The organism is Variovorax sp. N23, assembly GCF_025486315.1.
Classification (GTDB): Bacteria; Pseudomonadota; Gammaproteobacteria; order Burkholderiales; family Burkholderiaceae_C; genus Variovorax.
Genome location: NZ_JAOOPY010000011.1, coordinates 101,861 through 120,924 on the forward strand (window position 1 = coordinate 101,861; position 19,064 = coordinate 120,924).

17 protein-coding genes are annotated in these 19,064 nt (G+C 69.8%); 16 read left to right on the forward strand and 1 reads right to left on the reverse strand.

Going from position 1 to position 19,064, the window contains the following annotated elements:
- The first annotated feature begins 3 nt into the window (after positions 1–3).
- Positions 4–807: an alpha/beta fold hydrolase gene (locus N8A90_RS17130; protein WP_262076181.1), complete on the forward strand. Its 804-nt coding sequence runs from the start codon at positions 4–6 to the stop codon at positions 805–807.
- 21 nt (positions 808–828) lie between these two features.
- Here N8A90_RS17130 and N8A90_RS17135 read toward each other — a convergent pair whose 3' ends face one another.
- On the reverse strand, positions 829–1,332 hold the full coding sequence (locus N8A90_RS17135; protein WP_410087697.1) for a MarR family winged helix-turn-helix transcriptional regulator: 504 nt from the start codon (positions 1,330–1,332) through the stop codon (positions 829–831).
- A 74-nt stretch (positions 1,333–1,406) separates the two neighbouring features.
- On the opposite strand from N8A90_RS17135, the gene N8A90_RS17140 reads away from it, so the two are divergent.
- The 15 genes from N8A90_RS17140 to N8A90_RS17210 all read left to right on the forward strand — a co-directional run bounded on the left by N8A90_RS17140 (position 1,407) and on the right by N8A90_RS17210 (position 19,056).
- Positions 1,407–3,593 (forward strand): indolepyruvate ferredoxin oxidoreductase subunit alpha, encoded by a 2,187-nt coding sequence (locus N8A90_RS17140; protein ID WP_262076183.1) that lies wholly within the window; start codon positions 1,407–1,409, stop codon positions 3,591–3,593.
- A 33-nt stretch (positions 3,594–3,626) separates the two neighbouring features.
- A complete protein-coding gene (locus N8A90_RS17145) occupies positions 3,627–5,126 on the forward strand; it encodes an indolepyruvate oxidoreductase subunit beta family protein (RefSeq protein WP_262076184.1) in 1,500 nt (499 codons plus the stop codon).
- Positions 5,127–5,155: 29 nt separating this feature from the next.
- Positions 5,156–6,151, forward strand: a complete 996-nt coding sequence (locus N8A90_RS17150) for a PDR/VanB family oxidoreductase (protein WP_262076185.1) — start codon at positions 5,156–5,158, stop codon at positions 6,149–6,151.
- 28 nt (positions 6,152–6,179) lie between these two features.
- A complete protein-coding gene (locus N8A90_RS17155; protein ID WP_262076186.1) occupies positions 6,180–7,493 on the forward strand; it encodes an aromatic ring-hydroxylating dioxygenase subunit alpha in 1,314 nt (437 codons plus the stop codon).
- Entirely contained in the window at positions 7,493–7,996 is a 504-nt protein-coding gene (locus N8A90_RS17160; RefSeq protein WP_262076187.1) for an aromatic-ring-hydroxylating dioxygenase subunit beta, read from the forward strand. The genes N8A90_RS17155 and N8A90_RS17160 overlap by 1 nt, the downstream gene beginning before the upstream one ends.
- A gap of 18 nt (positions 7,997–8,014) precedes the next feature.
- On the forward strand, positions 8,015–9,637 hold the full coding sequence (locus N8A90_RS17165) for an AMP-binding protein (RefSeq protein ID WP_262076188.1): 1,623 nt from the start codon (positions 8,015–8,017) through the stop codon (positions 9,635–9,637).
- Positions 9,637–10,812, forward strand: a complete 1,176-nt coding sequence (locus N8A90_RS17170; RefSeq protein ID WP_262076189.1) for a thiolase family protein — start codon at positions 9,637–9,639, stop codon at positions 10,810–10,812. Before N8A90_RS17165 ends, N8A90_RS17170 begins: the two co-directional genes overlap by 1 nt.
- Complete coding sequence (locus tag N8A90_RS17175) at positions 10,809–12,065, forward strand: SDR family NAD(P)-dependent oxidoreductase (RefSeq protein WP_262076190.1); 1,257 nt, start codon at positions 10,809–10,811, stop codon at positions 12,063–12,065. The genes N8A90_RS17170 and N8A90_RS17175 overlap by 4 nt, the downstream gene beginning before the upstream one ends.
- A 14-nt stretch (positions 12,066–12,079) precedes the next feature.
- The gene (locus N8A90_RS17180) at positions 12,080–12,895 is read left to right on the forward strand and encodes a cyclase family protein (protein WP_262076192.1); all 816 of its coding nucleotides are present in this window, start codon (positions 12,080–12,082) and stop codon (positions 12,893–12,895) included.
- Positions 12,892–13,617 carry an SDR family NAD(P)-dependent oxidoreductase gene (locus N8A90_RS17185; RefSeq protein ID WP_262076193.1) on the forward strand — a complete coding sequence of 242 codons (726 nt, stop codon included), beginning with the start codon at positions 12,892–12,894 and terminating at the stop codon, positions 13,615–13,617. The genes N8A90_RS17180 and N8A90_RS17185 overlap by 4 nt, the downstream gene beginning before the upstream one ends.
- A 119-nt stretch (positions 13,618–13,736) precedes the next feature.
- The gene (locus N8A90_RS17190; RefSeq protein WP_262076258.1) at positions 13,737–14,828 is read left to right on the forward strand and encodes an ABC transporter substrate-binding protein; all 1,092 of its coding nucleotides are present in this window, start codon (positions 13,737–13,739) and stop codon (positions 14,826–14,828) included.
- A gap of 37 nt (positions 14,829–14,865) precedes the next feature.
- A complete protein-coding gene (locus tag N8A90_RS17195; protein WP_262076194.1) occupies positions 14,866–16,008 on the forward strand; it encodes an ABC transporter substrate-binding protein in 1,143 nt (380 codons plus the stop codon).
- 20 nt (positions 16,009–16,028) lie between these two features.
- The gene (locus tag N8A90_RS17200; RefSeq protein ID WP_262076195.1) at positions 16,029–17,357 is read left to right on the forward strand and encodes an aromatic ring-hydroxylating dioxygenase subunit alpha; all 1,329 of its coding nucleotides are present in this window, start codon (positions 16,029–16,031) and stop codon (positions 17,355–17,357) included.
- Positions 17,354–17,845, forward strand: coding sequence for an aromatic-ring-hydroxylating dioxygenase subunit beta (locus N8A90_RS17205; protein ID WP_262076196.1), 492 nt, complete (start codon positions 17,354–17,356; stop codon positions 17,843–17,845). The genes N8A90_RS17200 and N8A90_RS17205 overlap by 4 nt, the downstream gene beginning before the upstream one ends.
- Before the next feature lie 38 nt (positions 17,846–17,883).
- Complete coding sequence (locus N8A90_RS17210) at positions 17,884–19,056, forward strand: ABC transporter substrate-binding protein (protein ID WP_262076197.1); 1,173 nt, start codon at positions 17,884–17,886, stop codon at positions 19,054–19,056.
- Positions 19,057–19,064 lie beyond the last annotated feature (8 nt).

Genomic DNA, 19,064 nt, shown 5'->3' on the forward strand with positions numbered 1-19,064 from the left:
CCGATGCCGCCCATCCGCCGCGCCTTCGCAGACCTCTCCGTCGGGCAGGTGCACTACGCGCACTGCGGCGATGCCGAACGGCCCGCGGTGCTGCTGCTGCACCAGACGCCGCGCAGCTGGGCCGAGTACCGCGCCGTGCTGCCGCTGCTGGGCCTGCGCTACCGCGCGATCGCGATGGACACGGTCGGCTTCGGCGACTCCTGCGCGCCGCCCTGGCCGCCGAGCATCGAGGCCTGGGCCGCTGTCGCGGTGGAACTGCTCGATGCACTGGGCATCGCACGCGCGCACGTCGTCGGGCATCACACCGGCGGCGTGATTGCTGTGGAACTCGCCGCCGCGCATGCGGCGCGCGTCGGGCGGCTGGTGCTCTCGTCGACGCCCTTCACCGATGCGGCCTTCCGGCGTGCGCGGGTCGACCGGCCGCCGATCGACGAGGTGGCGCCCAGCGAGGATGGCAGCCACCTCGCCGCGTTGTGGCAGAAGCGGCAGGGCTTCTATCCGGCGCAGCGGCCGGACCTGCTGGAGGCCTTCGTGGCCGATGCACTCAAGATCTCCGGACCACTCGAGGGCGGCCACCGCGCGGTGGCGCAGTACCGCATGGAGGACTGCATCGCCCAGGTGCGGCAGCCCGTGCTCCTCCTGCGCGCGCCGTCCGACCCCTTCGCCTCGCCGCACGCTGCCGAACTGGCGGCCCACCTGGCCGATGCGCACATCGTCGACATCGAAGGCGGCATGGTGCCGCTGCCGGACCAGCTGCCCGAGGCCTTCGCGCACGCGGTGCTCGACTTCCTCGACGCCGCGCCCTGAGCGGCGCCAGCGCCCAGCCGCTCAGTCCTCGTCGTCCGTCACCTCGGGTGACGCACTCTCGTGCAGCTCGATCATGCGACGCAGCGTGTTCTTCAGCGCCTCGGCACTCTTCAGGCCGAAGGGCTCGAGCACGCGCCGCTCGTGCTCGGTCGCGAGTTCCATCAGATGCTTCACGGTGCGCTCCCCGTCGTCGGTGATGCGCACCAGCGTGATGCGGCGGTCACTGTCATGGGGCAGCCGTTCGACATGGCCGGCGGCCGCCATGCGGTCGAGCATGCGCGTGACCGTCGGCTGCTTCATCACCGCCACCTGCGCCAGCCGGCCGATGCTGAGCGCCTGGCCCCCGGCCAGCGAGGCCATCACGCGCCATTCCGACACCGAAAAACCGTGTTCCCGCGCGACCTTGTGGAACTCCGAGGAGATCAGGTGGCTGGCTTGCGCCAGCAGCGCCGGAAGGTAGTCATCGACGAAGCGCCGGGGCGCGGGCTGGGCGGGCACGGTGCTTGCTCGTCTAGGGTTATTCATGATTGTGGATAGATTCACATCTAAAGAATATACGCCCATCGCGCATCGTTGCGCGCGGGCTTGCATGGAGCATCATGGCTGAACGTTCCTTTGTCGAAGAGGTCAAGAAGCTACGGCTCGGCGCTGGCGAGGTCTTCAGTGGCGAAGGCATCCTGGCGGTGACCAAGGCGCTGCTCGAATCGGGCGTGGCCTATGTGGCCGGCTACCAGGGCGCGCCGATCTCGCACCTGATGGACGTATTGGCCGACGCGCAGGACATCCTGGCCGAGCAGGGCATCCGTTTCGAGAACAGCGCCAGCGAAGCGACCGCGGCCGCCACGCTGGCCGCCTCGGTGAACTACCCGCTGCGCGGGGCCGTGACCTTCAAGGCAACGGTCGGCACCAATGTGGCCTCCGACGCGCTCGCCAACCTGGCTTCCGGCGGCGTCACCGGCGGCGCGCTGGTGATCGTGGGCGAGGACTACGGCGAAGGCTCCTCGATCATGCAGGAGCGCAGCCATGCCTTCGCGATGAAGTCGCAGATCTGGATGCTCGACCCGCGGCCCAACCTGCCCTCGATCGTCGAAGCGGTGAAGCAGGGCTTCGAGCTGTCCGAGGCGAGCCACACGCCGGTCATGCTGCAGCTTCGCATCCGCGCCTGCCATGTGCACGGACAGTTCGTCGCCTCCGACAACCGTGCACCTTCGTTCACCCTGAAGCAGGCGCTCGAGCAGCCGCAGCGCGACGTCTCGCGCATCGTGCTGCCGCCGGCGAGCTTCGTGCACGAGCAGGAGAAGGTGAACGACCGCTGGCCCGCCGCGGTGCGCTTCATCGAGGAGCGCGGCCTCAACGAGTTCTTCGCGGAGGACGCCGGCGATCTCGGCATCATCGTGCAGGGCGGCAGCTACAACACGCTGATGCGCGCGCTGGAGCGCGTCGGCCTGGCCGACGTCTACGGCAATTCGCAGGTGCCGCTCTATGTCATGAACGTCGCCTACCCGGTGATCGACAGCGAGGTGGTGCGCTTCTGCCGCGGCAAGCGCGCGGTGCTGCTGGTGGAGGAGGGCCAGCCCAACTTCATCGAGCAGAACGTCGCCACGCTGCTGCGCCAGGCCGGCTGCGACACCGCGCTGCACGGCAAGGACCTGCTGCCGGTGGCCGGCGAGTACACCGCGGCCGTGCTGCTGAAGGCCGCACGCGCCTTCTTCGAGCGCTACGAGCGCATCGCGCCGTTGCCGGTCGTGCCCGTCGCACGCAAGGTGATCCCGCTGACGGCGGTGGCGTCGATCGGTGTGGACCAGGCGCCGGAACCCGCACTGGCCCCGATCGACGACACGGTGCATGCCCGGCCGCCGGGCTTCTGCACCGGCTGCCCGGAGCGGCCGATCTTCAGCGCCATCAAGCTGGTCGAGCGCGAGCTCGGCACGCACCACATCAGCGCCGACATCGGCTGCCACCTGTTCTCCATCCTGCCGCCGTTCAACCTCGGCAACACCACCATGGGCTACGGGCTGGGCGCCGCGGGCGCCGCGGCGCTCAACGTGCCGGCGGGCAAGCGCGCCATCTCCGTGATGGGTGACGGCGGCTTCTGGCACAACGGTTTGACGAGCGGCATCGCCAACGCGGTGTTCAACCGCAGCGACAACCTCACCATCGTGGTCGACAACAACTACACGTCGGCGACAGGCGGCCAGGACATCCTGTCCTCGACCGCGCACAACCCCACGCGCAGCACCGGCCACGAGATCGAGCAGGCGGTGCGCGGCGTGGGCGTCAAGTGGGTCAAGACCATTCGCCGCACCTACGACGTGGCCGGCATGCGGCGGCTGCTGCGCGAGGCGCTCACCACCGGCGAGAAGGGCCCGAAGGTGCTGATCGCGCAGTCCGAATGCATGCTCAACAAGCAGCGCCGCGAGAAGCCGCTGGTGCGCAAGGCCGTCGCTGCAGGCCAGCGCGTGGTGCGCGAGAAGTTCGGTGTCGACCCCGACACCTGCACCGGCGACCACTCCTGCATCCGCCTGTCGGGCTGCCCGTCGCTCTCCATCAAGGCGAACCCCGATCCGCTGCGCACCGACCCGGTGGCGCATGTGCTCGACAGCTGCGTGGGCTGCGGCAACTGCGGCGATGTCTCGCATGCGGCGGTGCTCTGCCCGTCGTTCTACAAGGCACAGATCGTGAGCAACCCGAGCTGGTGGGACCGCACCCGCGACAAGATCGGCGGTGCCATCGTGCGCTGGATGCAGCGCGCCGAAGCGAAGCGCCGGGAGGCCTATGCGTTCTGACCTGCAAAGCGCGGTCGGGGCCGGGGGCGAGCCATGAATCAACCGATCAAGATTGCGATCCTCGCCATGGGCGGCGAGGGCGGCGGCGTGCTCGCCGACTGGATCGTCGACCTCGGCGAGCACTGCGGCTACATCGCGCAGACCACCTCGGTGCCCGGCGTCGCGCAGCGCACCGGCGCGACCATTTACTACGTCGAGTTGTTTCCGGAAGCCCGTGCCAAGGCCGACGGCGGCCGTCCGGTGCTGGCGCTGATGCCGCTGCCGGGCGACGTGGATGTCGTACTCGCCTCGGAACTGATGGAGACGGGCCGTGCGGTGCAGCGTGGCCTCGTCACCGCCGATCGGACCACGCTGATCGGCTCCACCCACCGCGTGTACTCGATCGCCGAGAAGTCGGCGATGGGCGATGGCCGGGTCGACAGCGCCCAGCTGGAGCGCCAAGCCGACCGCGCCGCCAAGCGCTACATCCGCTTCGACATGGCCGAGGCGGCGGAGCGGGCCGGCAGCGTGATCAGCGCGGTGCTCTTCGGTGCGCTCGCCGGCGCCGGCGTGTTGCCGTTCAGCCGGGCCCAGTTCGAAGCCACGGTCGAGCGCGGCGGCGTCGGCGTGAAGCCCAGCCTGAAGGCCTTCGGTGCCGCCTTCGATCGCGCGCAGAACGGCGATGCGCCACCGGCCGCCGACGCCGCCACCGCCGCCGCAGCGCCGCCGCAGCCGCGCCATGCGGCGGTGCGGGCGCTCGTCGAGCGGGTGCAGCAGCGCTTTCCCGCCGGGTCGCAGGCGCTGCTGCTCGAAGGCGTGCGCCGGCAGATCGACTACCAGGACACCGCCTATGCCGCGACCTATCTCGACCGGCTCGCGCCGTTCTACGAACGCACGACCGATGACGGCATCCGCCTGGCCGACGCCGTCGCCCGGCACCTCGCGCTCTGGATGTCCTACGAGGACACCGCCCGCGTCGCCGCGTTGAAGACCCGTGCCACCCGCTTCGACCGGGTGCGCGAGGAGTCGCGCGTGCAGCCCGGCCAGGTGATGGCGATCCACGAGTACATGCATCCGCGGCTGCAGGAGATCTGCGAGACGCTGCCGGGCGGCATCGGCCGCTGGCTGGCCGGCTCCGGCCTGCCGCGCCGCCTGGTCGAGCGGCTCACGCGCGAGGGCCGGGTGGTGCGCACCAGTTCGCTGGGCGGCTACCTGCTGCTGCGGGCGGTGGCGAGCGCACGTCGCTGGCGCCGTTCGACGGTCCGCTTCGCGCAGGAGAACGCGCTGATCGAAGGCTGGCTGTCGCGCATTGCTCAGGCCGCAGAACGCAACCCGCAACTGGCCGTCGAGATCGCGGAATGCCAGCGGCTGGTCAAGGGCTACAGCGACACCCACGAGCGTGGCCTGCGCAACTACACGCTGGTGATGGACGCCGCGGAACGCGCCGGCCCCCAACTGGCACCCGCCACCCTGCGCGAGCTGCGCGATGCCGCGCTGGCCGACGAGCACGGCGACCGCCTGCGCGCCGCGCTCGCGCGCCATGCGCTGGCCTGAGCCGAGTGAGTCCCCGAGGAACGCCACCCATGTCGCATCCCGCCACCGCCCAGCTCACCGTCCGCGTCGCCGAGGCGGCCCTGCTCAATCCGCTGATCCGCCAGTTCCGCCTGGTGGCTGCCGACGGCGCGCCGCTGCCCGGCTTCGAGCCCGGCGCGCATGTGCGGGTGCAGGTGACGCTGCCCGATGGCCGCACCGACTGGCGCCACTATTCGCTGATCGACACCGACGGCCGACCCGACACGACCGCGGCGCCCGCGGCCTATTGCATCGCCGTGCGTCGCGAGGCCGATGGCCGCGGCGGCTCGCGCTTCATGCACGAGCAAGTGCAGCCCGGCGCGCTGCTGCAGATCGAGGCGCCGAAGAACGACTTCCCGCTGGACGCGCCCGGCGGCGCCACCGTGCTGGTGGCCGGCGGCATCGGCGTGACGCCGCTCATCGCGATGGCGGCGCGCCGCGTGGCCGAAGGCGCGCCCGTGCGCATGCACTACGCGGGTCGCAGCCGCGCGCTGATGGCCTATCTGCCGGAGCTCGATGAGCTGCTGGGCGAACGCTTGTCGGTGCATGCCGACGACGAGGCCGGCCGGCCATTCGACGTCGCGGCGCTGCTCGACGCCTGCGATGCCGAGGACCACCTCTACCTCTGCGGCCCGAAGGTGATGCTCGACGCGGTGCTGGCGGCCACCCAGGCGCGCGGCTGGCCGACCGGGCGGGTGCATTTCGAACTCTTCACCGAGCCGGTGGTGGAAGAGGGCGACCGGCCCTTCGAGGTCGAACTGGCGCAGTCGGGCCAGCGCTTCACCGTGGCGGCCGACCAGAGCCTGCTCGACTGCCTGATCGAGAACGGCTGCGACCCGATGTTCGACTGCAAGCGCGGCGAATGCGGCGTCTGTGCCGTGCCGGTGATCGATGGTGAGATCGACCACCGCGACTACGTGCTGAGCGCCCGCGAGAAGGCCGAGGGCAACGTGATGCAGATCTGCATCTCGCGCGCCAAGGGTGCCCGCCTGGTGCTCGACCTCTGACGCGCTGGAACGAACGAGGACCCACACGATGACGACCTACCGAGGCAACCCCGACGCCGTTCGCGCCCTGGTGCAGCCCGACCGCGTGCACCGCGACCTGTACATCAGCCAGGAACTGTTCGAACTCGAACAGGAGCACTTCTTCGCCAACACCTGGAACTACGCCGGCCACGACAGCCAGCTGCCCGAGCCCGGCGACTACATCCGGGTGGAGATCGCCGGCCGGCCGCTGATCGTGGTGCGCCACACCGACCGCTCGGTGCGGGTGCTGATGAACCGCTGCGCCCACAAGGGCTCGCAGCTGGTGAACGCGCCCTGCGGCAACACCGGCAAGTTCTTCCGCTGCCCCTACCACGCCTGGACCTTCCGCACCGACGGCTCGCTGCTGGCGATCCCGCTGAAGAACGGCTATGAGGGCACGCAGCTGCACGAATGCGAATCCGGCAAGGGCCTGGTCGCCGTGAAGAACGTGCGGCTGTACCGCGGCTTCATCTTCGTGAAGATCAACGACGTGGGGCCGGACTTCGAGAGCTACTTCGGCGACTCGCTCAGCTCGATCGACAACATGGCCGACCGCTCCCCGGAGGGCGAGCTCGAGATCGCCGGCGGCTGCCTGCGCTTCATGCACCAATGCAACTGGAAGATGTTCGTCGAGAACCTGAACGACACCATGCATCCGATGGTGGCGCACGAATCGTCCGCCGGCACCGCCAAGGCGATGTGGGCCGGCCAGCCGGCCGACGCCCCCAAGCCGATGGCCATCGAGCAGTTCGTGCCCTTCATGTCCGACTACAAGTTCTTCGAGGACATGGGCGTGCGCACGTACGACAACGGCCACAGCTTCACCGGCGTGCACTTCAGCATCCACAGCAAGTACAAGCCGATCCCCGCCTACGACGAGGCGATGAAGGCGCGCTACGGCGAGGAGAAGACGGCGCAGATCCTCGGCATGGCGCGGCACAACACCGTGTACTACCCGAACCTGACGATCAAGGGCGCGATCCAGTCGATCCGCGTGGCGCGGCCGATCGCGGCCGACCGCACGCTGGTCGAGAGCTGGACCTTCCGCCTCAAGGGCGCGCCCGACGAGCTGTTGCAGCGCACCACCATGTACAACCGCCTCATCAACTCCCCCTTCTCTGTCGTGGGCCACGATGACCTGCAGGCCTACCGCGGCATGCAGGCCGGCCTGCATGCCAGCGGCAACGACTGGGTCAGCCTGCACCGCAACCACGATGCGGCCGAGGTCCGCGGCGGCGAGATCACCACCGTGGGCACCAGCGAGCTGCCGATGCGCAACCAGTACCGCGCCTGGAGCCGCTACATGACGGAGACCATGTGATGGCGGCGGAACTGCAAGCGGCCATTGCCCCCTCGCGCGAGGCGTTGATCGACTTCGTGGTGCGCGAGGCGCGCCTGCTCGACGAGCGTGCGTACGACGCCTGGAACGCGCTCTTCACCGACGACGCCTTCTACTGGATCCCGCTGGTGCCCGACCAGGCGGACGGCATCCATCACACCTCGCACCTGTATGAAGACAAGCTGCTGCGCGACCTGCGCATCGAGCGGCTCAAGAGCCCGCGGGCCTTCTCGCAGCAGCCGCCGAGCCGCTGCCACCACCTGCTGCAGGCGCCCACCGTCGAGGTCTACGAACCGTCGGCCAACCACTATGTGTTGCGCACCGAGTTCCACTACACCGAGTCGCAGGGCGACGAGCTGCAGTTCTACGTCGGCACCTGCTTCCACCACCTCACCGTGGTCGACGGCGCGCTGCGCATGACGCTCAAGCGGGTCAACCTGCTCAACTGCGACGCGGCGCTGCCCGCGGTGCAGCTCTTCCTGTGAGCCTCTGAGCACCGCCCGATGCACACCGTCCACGACGCCTTCGCCACCACCGCGGCCCGCACGCCGGGGGCCGACTTCCTGTTCACCGAAGCGGTGACCGCTGCGGCTTACGGCATCGCGCCGGGCGCCATCGCCTGGGGCGCCGCAGCCGCCGAGGTCGAGCGCCTGCGTGCCGCCTACGCGGCGGCCGGCTACGGCCACGGCCACCGGGTGGCGCTGCTGCTGGAGAACCGGCCGGCCTTTCTGTTTCACTGGTTCGCGCTGAACGCGTTGGGTGCCAGCGTGGTGCCGGTGAACGCCGACATGCGCTCGGCCGAGTTGAGCTACCTGATCGGCCACAGCGAGGCCGTGCTGGCGGTGACGCTGCCCGAGCGGGCCTCCGACCTGCGCAGTGCCGCCGCGCAGGCCGGCGTGGCCGGCTTCGCCACCATGGCGCCCGACGGCGCGGTGCCGCCCGCCGCGACCGCGCCGCCACGTGCCGGCGAGCCGGTGGGCGCGGCCACCGAATGCGCGCTGCTCTACACCTCGGGCACCACCGGCCGGCCCAAGGGCTGCATCCTGTCGAACACCTACTTCCTGAACGCCGGCAGCTGGTACGCCGCGCTCGACGGCGTGTGCAGCATCCGGCCCGACACCGAGCGCGTCATGACGCCGCTGCCGCTGACGCACATGAACGCGATGGCCTGCTCGACCATGGTGGTGCTGATCGCCGGCGGCTGCCTGGTGCAGCTCGACCGCTTCCATCCGCGCAGCTGGCTGCAGAGTGCGCGCGAAAGCGGCGCGACGGTGGTGCACTACCTGGGCGTGATGCCGGCGATGCTGCTGTCGGCACCGCCGTCGCCGGCGGACCGTGACCATGCCATCCGCTGGGCCTTCGGCGCGGGCGTCGATCCCAAGCACCACGCCGCCTTCGAGGAGCGCTTCGGCTTCCCGCTGGTGGAGGCCTGGGCGATGACCGAGACCGGTGTGGCCGCCTGCATCATGGCCAACCGCGAACCCCGCCTGGTCGGCCGCGCCTGCTTCGGCCGCCAGCCCGAGTTCGTCGAAGTGCGGCTGGTCGACGATGCCGGGCAGGCGAGCGGGGTCGACGCACCGGGCGAACTGTGGGTGCGCTCGGCCGGCGGCGATCCGCAGCGCGCCTTCTTCTCGGGCTACCTGAAGGACGAGGCCGCCACCGCCGAGGCCTGGGCCGACGGCTGGTTCCACACCGGCGACCTGGTGCGCCGGGATGCCGAGGGCAACTTCTTCTTCGTCGACCGCAAGAAGAACGTCATCCGCCGCAGTGGCGAGAACATCTCGGCCGTCGAGGTCGAGAGCGTGCTGAACCAGCACCCCGCGGTGAAGGCCTCGGCCGTCGCCGCCACGCCCGATGCGGTGCGCGGCGACGAGGTGCTCGCCTGCATCGTGCTCAAGGAGCCGGCCGACCTGCAGCGCCAGCCGGGGCTCGCGGCCGACATCGTGGCGCACGCGCTGGCCCAGCTCGCCTATTACAAGGCGCCGGGCTATGTCGCCTTCGTCGATGCGCTGCCGCTCACCCCGTCGCAGAAGATCCAGCGCGGCGAGCTGCGCGTGCTCGCGCAGGCCCTGCCGGCGCAACCGCACTGCGTCGACACGCGTGCCATGAAGAAGAGGCAGGCGTGATGGCCCCATCGAAACGCAGTTCCTACGACGGCGTGGCGGTGGCCGTGCCCATCACCGTGCCCTACGTGCGCTACGCCACCGAGGGCGCGCACTGGTTCATCGGCCGGGCGCTCGATGCGCTGGTGCGGGGCGCCGGCGTGGCGAAGGACGACATCGACGGCCTGTCGCTCAGCAGCTTCTCGCTCGCGCCCGACACGGCCGTGGGCGTGACGCAGCACCTGGGCCTGTCGCCGCGCTGGCTCGACCATGTGCCGACCGGCGGCGCATCGGGCGTGATGTGCCTGCGGCGCGCGGCACGCGCAGTGCAGGCGGGCGATGCCGACATCGTCGCGTGCATCGGTGCGGACACCAACCACGTCGACTCCTTCCGCCAGACGCTCGGCAGCTTCAGCAACTTCGCGCGCGATGCCAGCTACCCGTACGGCTCCGGCGGGCCGAACTCGATCTTCGCGATGATCACCGCGAACTACATGCGCCAGTACGGCGCGACGCGCGAGGACTTCGGCCGCATCTGCGTCGACCAGCGCACCAACGCGCTCGGCAACCCGAACGCGATGTTCAAGAAGGCGCTCACGCTCGACGAGTACATGGCCGCGCGCCCGATCTCCGACCCGATCCACCTGTTCGACTGCGTGATGCCCTGCGCCGGCGCCGACGCCTTCCTGGTGATGAGCGAGGCGCGCGCCCGCGACCTCGGCCTGGCGCACGTCGTGGTGCGCGGCGCCATCGAGCGCCACAACGCCTTCTCCGACGACCCGGTGATGGTGCGCGGCGGCTGGCTGCAGGACCGCGATGACCTCTATGCACAGGCCGGCGTCGGCCCCGAAGCGCTCGACTTCGTCCAGACCTATGACGACTACCCGGTGATCGTGATGATGCAGTTCGAGGACCTCGGCTTCTGCGAGAAGGGCGAGGGCCCGGCCTTCGTGCAGTCGCACACCATGGCCTTCGACGGCAGCTTCCCGAACAACACCAGCGGCGGGCAATTGTCGGCGGGGCAGGCGGGTGCGGCGGGTGGCTTCCTCGGCATGGTCGAGGCGATCCGGCAACTCACCGACCAGGCCGGCCCGCGCGCCGTGCCCGATGCGCAACTGGGCCTCGTCGCCGGCTTCGGCATGGTGACCTACGACCGCTGCCTGTGTACAGGCGCCGTCATTCTGGGAAGGTCGTCATGACGATGCCGATGATGCGCCCCCCGCGCAAGAACCCGGTGCTGCGCACCCGGCAGATGAACCTGCCGCCCGGCGCACGCGGGCGCGTGGCACTCGGCCTCACCGCTGCGGCGGCCGAAGGCCGCTTCGAGCTGCAGACCTGCGAGCAATGCGGCACGGTGCAGTACCCACCGCGCGAGGTCTGCCACCGATGCCTCTCGACCGCGCTGCGCTGGCGCGCGCAGAGCGGCGAGGGCGAGCTGCTCGGCAGCACCACGCTGCATCACAGCAACGACCTGTTCTTTCGCGAGCGGCTGCCCTGGCGGCTCGGCCTGGTGCGGCTCGATGCCGGCCCCACGCTCATGGTCCACCTGCACGGCGAGGTCGGCGAGGCGCCGCAGCGCGTGCGCGTGGGCGCCCATCTCGATCGCGCGGGCCAGGCCGTGCTCATCGGTTTCCCGAAGGAAGGAAGTGCCCATATGGCCGACGACAAGATGCTGCGCGAGATGACCAGCGACCCCAAGTTCCGCAAGGTGCTGGTGACGGACGGCAAGACCGAGACCGGCCAGGCCCTGGTGCGCGCGCTGGTCAAGGCCGGCGCCGACCTCGTCTGGGTCGGCCATGCCGAGCCCTGGAAGAAGATGGGCGACGGCCTGGACGACATCTCCGCGCTGCCGCAGGTGACGCTGGTCCCGCTGGACCTGACCAACGGGCGGCAGGTGACGGAACTGGCGGGCTCCATCGGCGGCAAGGTCGACATCGTGATCAACAACGCCGAGGTGCACCGCACCTTCGGCATCGGTGCACGACGCGGCACCGACGTGGCCAAGGCCGAGATGGACGTCAACTACTTCGGCCTGCTGCGCCTGGCCCAGGAGTTCGGCCCGGCGCTCAAGGGCCGTTCGGCCGACGGCCCCACCGGCGCCACGGCCTGGGTCAACCTGCTGTCGATCTACGCGCTGGCGAACTTCCCGCCGCACGGCACCTTCAGCGCATCGAAGGCGGCTGCGCATTCGCTTGCGCAGTGCCTGCGCGCCGAGATGCGCCCGGCGGGCATCCGCGTGGTGAACGTGTTCCCCGGCCCGATCGACGACGACTGGAACCAGCACACGCCGCCGCCCAAGCTCGCACCCGCCACGCTGGCCAACGCCATCGTCAAGGCCCTGCGCGACGGCGTGGAAGACGTCTATCCGGGCGACGTGGCACAGGAATGGCTCGAGCGCTGGCGCGACAACCCCAAGGTGCTGGAACGCGAACTCGCCAATGGCGGCAGCTGAGAGCAGGAGCACACATGACGACCCCCTCGACCGACCTGATGTCCGCCACCGAGATCCTCGGCGGCCTGGTGAGCGCGATGGCCAGCGGCCGCATCCGCGTGATCGACCTGACCCAGACCCTCACGCCCGACTTCCCGCAGATCGCGCTGCCGCCCGAGATGGGCCAGTGCTGGCCCTTCCGCATCGAGGAAGTCTCGAAGTACGACGAGCGCGGGCCGGGCTGGTACTGGAACAACTTCTCCTGCGGCGAACACACCGGCACCCACTTCGATGCGCCGATCCACTGGATCTCCGGGCGCGACCTGCCGAACAATTCGGTCGACACCATCCCGCCGCAGAACTTCGTGGCGGCGGCCTGCGTGATCGACTGCTCGCCGCAGGTGAAGGACGACCCCGACTACCTGCTCACGCTGGCAGACATCGAGGACTGGGAAGCGCGCCATGGCCGCATTCCCAAGGGCGCCTGGGTGCTGATGCGCACCGACTGGTCCAAGCGCGAAGACCCCGAGGCCTACCAGAACTTCGACGAGACCGGGCAGCACACGCCGGGCCCGAGCACGGAAGCCGTGCGCTTTCTGGTGGAGCAGCGCGACGTGCTGGGCTTCGGCTCCGAGGCCATCGGCACCGACGCGGGGCAGGGCTACCACCTGCGCCCGCCGTACCCGTGCCACTACTACATGCACGGGGCGGGGCGCTACGGCCTGCAGTGCCTGTGCAACCTCGACCTGCTGCCCGAGGCCGGCGCGGTGCTGATCTGCCCGCCGCTGAAGATCGAGAAGGGCAGCGGCAGCCCGCTGCGCGTGCTCGCCCTGGTGGAGCAGACGTCATGAGCGCCCGCAAGGTGGCGGCTGTCACCGGCGGCAGCGCCGGCATCGGCAAGGCGATCTGCCAGGACCTGCTCGACAAGGGCTACCAGGTGATCTCGCTGGCACGGCGCGCGAGCGATATCGCGCACCCGCGCATGCACAGCATCGAGGTCGACCTGATGGACCGCGCCGCCACCGCCGAGGCGGCACGCCAGCTCGCGCATCAGTACGAAGTCACGACGCTGGTGCACAACGCCGGCGTCATCCGCCCGGCACTGATCGCCGACGTGAAGCTCGAAGACCTCGACGCGCTGGTCGACCTGCACCTGGGCTGCGCGGTGCAGCTCGTACAGGCGGTGCTGCCCGCCATGCGCGACCAGCGCTTCGGCCGCATCGTGCTGATGTCGTCCCGCGCCGCCGTCGGTGCGCAGTCGCGCACCAGCTATTCCGCGACCAAGGCCGGCATGCTGGGCATGGCGCGCACCTGGGCGCTGGAGCTCGCGCCCGAGGGCATCACTGTCAACGTGGTGGCGCCGGGGCCGGTGCGCACGGACATGTTCTACGACATCGTGCAGGCCGGCGAGCGGGAGCGCGCGCTGGCCGCCTCGATACCGGTGCGGCGCCTGGGCGAGGCGGACGACGTCGCCCGTGCCGTCGGCTTCTTCGCCGACGCGGCCAACAGCTTCGTCACCGGCCAGGTGCTCTACGTCTGCGGCGGCACCAGCGTCGGGAGCCTCACGCTGTGAACGCGCTCGCCTCCATCTCTCTCACCACCCACGGAAGGATCGCCATGAACGTCTCGTCACGCCAATTCCTGCGCACCGGCATCGCGCTCGCTCTCGGCACGCTCACGTCGCTCGCGGCGATGAGTGCGCTGGCGGCCGATCTCAAGGTCGGCTTCATCACCTCCCTGTCCGGCCCGGTGTCCTCGCTGGGCATCCCCTACGAGAAGGGCATGAAGGCCGCCGTGGCCTACCGCTCCGAACTCAACGGGCGCAAGGTGCAACTGGTGCAGCTCGACGACGCGTCCGACCCGTCGACGGCGGCGCGCAATGCGCGCAAGCTCATCGACGAGGAGAAGGTCGACGTGATCATCGGCACCGCGGGTTCGCCCGGCGCACTGGCCATCGCCGCCGTCGCGCGGGAAACCAAGACGCCGCTGATCTCCATCGCCAATGCCAACCTGCCGGGCGAGGAGGGCGCCTGGATGGTGACCCTGCCGCAGCCGGCGCCGCTGATGGTCAGTGCGGTGGTCGAGCGCATGAAGAAATCAGGCGTGAAGACGGTGGGCTACATCGGCTTCTCCGACGCCTGGGGCGACCTGGTCTACGACGCGCTGCAAAAGAGCGTCGAGCCCGCCGGCATCAAGGTGGTGAGCAACGAACGCTATGCGCGGGCCGATGCCTCGGTCACCGGCCAGGTGCTCAAGATCGTGGCGCTCAGGCCCGATGCGGTCATCACCGGCACCTCGGGCACGCCCGGCGCGCTGCCCTACATCGCGCTGGCCGAGCGCGGCTACAAGGGCCAGATCTACGGCATGCATGCGTTGATCAACCCCGACTTCGTGCGGGTCGGCGGCACCGCGGTCGAAGGCCTGCTCGCACCGACCGGCCCGGTGATCGTGGCCGAGCAGCTGCCCGACTCGAACCCGATCCGCAAGGTGTCGATGGACTTCCGCGCGGCCTACCAGAAGGCCAACGGCGCGGCACCCACGGATGCCTTCTCGGCCTACTCCTTCGACGCCTGGTTGCTGTTCCTGGACGCCGCCTCGCGCACCAAGGGCGAGCCCGGCACGCCGGCGTACCGCATCGCGCTGCGCGACGCCATCGTCAGCACCAAGGAGCTGGTCGGCACCCACAGTGTCTACAACTTCAAGCCCACCGAGCGCTACGGCTCGGACGAACGCTCGCGCGTGATCGTGAAGCTCGAAAAAGGCCAGTGGAAGCTGGTGCCCTGAGCCCGTCCTTCACCGTCATCACCCCATCGATCGAACCATGAACAAGCCCACATCCCTCCTGGCCGCCGCGGCGCTGGCGCTGTCCGTCGCGCAGGCCGTCGCTGCCGATCTCAAGATCGGCTTCATCAGCTCGCTGTCCGGGCCGGTCGCGGCCCTCGGCATCCCCTACGAGAAAGGCATCCGCGCGGCCATCGCCGAGCACCCGTCCATCGGCGGGCGCAAGGTCGAGCTGATCGTGCTGGACGACGCATCGGACCCGACCACCGCCGGACGCAATGCCCGCAAGCTGGTGGTCGACGACAAGGTCGACGTGCTGATCGGCACCTCCGGCGTGCCCGGCGCGATGGCGATCGCCGCGGTGGCGCGCGAACTCAACGTCCCGCTCATTTCGCCGACGCCGGTCACCATCCCGGGGCCGGAAGGCGTCTGGACGGTGACCGTGTCGCAGCCGTTCCCGCTGATGGTGTCGGCGGTGGTCGAGCGCATGAAGAAGTCCAACGTGAAGTCGGTCGCCTTCATCGGCTTCTCGGACGCGCTGGGCGACCTGGCCTACGACTCGCTGCAAAAGAGCGCCGAGGCCGCGGGCATCAAGGTGGTCACCAACGAGCGCTATGCGCGCAGCGATTCGTCGGTCGCCGGCCAGGTGCTGAAGATCGTGGCGCAGCGGCCCGACGCGGTGTTCGCCGGCAACTCCGGAACGCCTGGTGCCTTGCCCTACATCGGCCTGGCCGACCGTGGCTACAAGGGCCAGATCTACGGCACGCACGGCCTGATCAATGCCGACTTCGTGCGCGTGGGCGGCAGCGCCATCGAAGGCCTGCAAGTGCCCAGCGGCCCGGTGCTGGTGGCCGACCAGTTGCCCGACAGCAACCCGATCAAGAAGGTCTCGCTCGCCTTCCGCGCGGCCTACCAGAAGACGCACGGCAGCGTCCCGACCGATGCCTTCTCTTCCTACACCTACGACGCCTACCTGCTGCTGGCCGATGCGGCTGCGCGCACCAAGGGCGAGCCCGGCACGCCGGCCTTCCGCACCGCGCTGCGCGACGCCATCGTCACGACGAAGGAGCTGGTGGGCACGCACGGCGTCTACAACTTCAGGCCCGACAACCGCTACGGCTCCGACCAGCGTGCGGTGGTGATCGTGAAGATGGAGAAGGGCCAGTGGAAGCTGGTGCCCTGAGGCGCAGGAGCCACGTCGCCATGTCCAGCCGCTACCGAGGCCGACCCGACGCCGTCCGTGCGCTGGTGCAGGACGACCGCGTCCACCGCGACCTGTACCTGAGCGAGGAGCTGTTCGCCCTGGAGCGGGAGCAGTTCTTCGCCGCCACCTGGAACTACCTCGGCCACGCGAGCCAGGTGCCGAACGCGGGCGACTACCTCACGCAGGACATCGCCGGCCGTCCGCTGGTGATGGTGCGCCAGCCCGACGGCGGGCTGAAGGTGCTCTACAACCGCTGCGCCCACAAGGGCACGCAGCTGGTGAGCGACGCCTGCGGCAATGCCGGCAAGTTCTTCCGCTGCCCGTACCACGCCTGGACCTACCGGCTCGACGGTGCGCCGCTGGCCCTGCCGCTGAAGGCCGGCTACGAGGGCACGCAGCTGCGGCAGTGCGAATCCGGCCGCGGCATGGTGGCGCTGGCGCATGTGGCGGTCTACCGCGACTTCGTCTTCGTGCGGCTGAGCGAGGCCGGGCCTTCCTTCGAGGACTACTTCGGCGACGTGCTGCAGGCGATCGACAACCTGGTCGACCGCTCGCCCGAGGGTCGGCTGGTGGTCGCGGGCGGCGCGATGCGCAACATCATCCATTGCAACTGGAAGATGTACCTGGAGAACATCAACGACACGGTGCACCCGATGTCCACGCACGAGTCGGCCACGCAGGCGGCCAACCAGCTGTGGGAGGGCCACGGGCCGGACGAGCCCAAGCCGATGGCGATGGAGCAGATCCTGCCTTTCGGCGCGGGCTACGACTTCTTCGACCGCATGGGCGGGCGGGTGTTCGCCAACGGGCACAGCCTGCTCGGCGTGAACTTCAGCATCCATTCCAACTACGCGCAGGTGCCCGAGTACGAGGCGGCGATGACCGCGGCGCATGGCGCGGAGCGGGCCGCAGACATCCTGCAGCGCTCGCCGCAGAACGCGGTGCTGTTCCCCAGCCTGGCAGCCAAGGGCTCGCCGCAGGCCATCCGCGTGATCCGTCCGCTCGCGGCCGACCGAACGCTGGTGGAGGCCTGGGCCTTTCGGCCGGCCGGCGCGCCGGATCTGCTCTTCGAGCGTTCGCTCACCTACAACCGGCTGGTGTTCTCGCCGATGTCGATCGTCGCGCACGACGACGTCGCGCTGTTCGAGAGCATGCAGCAGGGCCTGCGCGCCGACGGCAACGAATGGATCAGCCTGCACCGCGACCACCGCGCGGGCGAGGCCGACACGCCGGTACAGACCGTCAACGGCACCAACGAGATCCTGATGCGCAACCAGTTCCGCGCCTGGGCGCACTTCATGACGCAGGGCATGGAGGCGGCGGCATGACGGACGGCCTGTTCACGGAAGACGTCCTGTCGCGCTTCGTCGAGGACGAAGCCGCGTTGCTCGACGACGGCCGCTACGACGAATGGCTGGCGCGCTTCGCGGCCGATGGCCACTACTGGGTGCCGCTCCTGGGCGCGCGCCAGGCCGACCCGCACACCCACAACTCGATCGCCTACGAAGACCGGCTGCTGCTGCAGCTGCGCATCGAGCGGCTGAAGAACCCGCGGGCCCATTCGCAGCATCCGCCCAGCCAGGGGCAGCATGTGCTGCAGCGCCCGCGCGTGGAGTCCATCGATGCGCAGGCCGGCCAGGCGGTGCTGCGGACCCCCTTCGTCTACATCGAGGCGCGCGGCGAGCGCGAGCTGCTGCTGACCGGCCGCTACCGCCACACGCTGGTGCGCGAGGCCGGCGTGCTGCGCATGCAGCAGAAGCGCGTCGACCTGCTGCAGCCGGAGCGGCCGCTGCCGGCGATCCAGTTGTTCATCTAGTTCCTTCCTTCCATTCATTCACCCACGAGGCCCCCGCCATGAAGCGCTTGATCCGGACCCTGACACGCTGCGCCACCGCAGCCGCCGCCCTGGCCACCTTCGCCGTCTTCCTGCCAGCCGCGCAGGCGGCCGACCTGAAGGTGGGCCTGAGCGTTTCGCTTTCCGGCCCCAACTCGTCGCTGGGCGTGCCCTACGCCAAGGGCATGCAGGCAGCGCTCGCGTACAAGGGCGAGGTCAATGGCCGCAAGATCCAGCTGGTGGTGCTCGACGACGGCTCCGACCCGACCACCGCCGGGCGCAACGCGCGCAAGCTGGTGGAGGAGGAGAAGGTCGACGTGCTCATGGGCACCTCGGGCGTGCCCTCGGCCATCGCGATGGCGCAGGTCGGGCGCGAGTCGAAGACCGCGCTGATCGGGCTCACCCCGATCATGCTCGACCCGGCCGAGAACCCCTGGGTCATGACGGTGGCGCAACCCACCCAGCTCATGATCGATGCGGTGGTCGAACGCATGAAGCGCAATGGCGTCAAGAGCGTGGGCTACATCGGCTTCTCCGACGCCTGGGGCGACCTGGTGTACGCCGCGCTGATGAAAGCCGCGCCAGCGGCCGGCATCACGGTGCTGGGCAACGAGCGCTATGCCCGCTCGGATGCATCGGTCACCGGTCAGGTGCTCAAGCTGCTCGCGCTCAAGCCCGAGGCGGTGATGACCGGCGGCGCCGGCACCCCCGGCGCGCTGCCCTTCCTCGCACTGCAGGAGCGCGGCTTCAAGGGCGGCGTGTATGGCCAGCACGGCCTGATCAACCCCGACTTCGTGCGCGTCGTGGGCGCGGCGGGGCAGGGGGCGCTGATGCCCACCGGCCCGGTCATCGTGGCCGAGCAACTGCCGGCGGATCACCCGAGCAAGAAGATCGGGCTCGATTTCCGGGCCGTGTTCCAGAAGGTCAACAACGCGCCGACCACCGACGCGTTCTCGGCCTACTCCTTCGACGGCTGGCTGGTCTTTGCCGACGCAGCGGCCCGTGCCATGGCCAAGGCCGAGCCCGGCACGCCGGAGTTCCGGGTCGCCCTGCGCGATGCCATCTTCAGCACCAAGGAGCTGGTGGGCGTGCACGGCGTCTACACCTTCAAGCCCGGCAACCTCTACGGCGTCGACGAACGCGCCCGGGTGATCGTCAAACTCGACAACGGCCAGTGGAAGCTCGCCCCTTGATCCCGTCC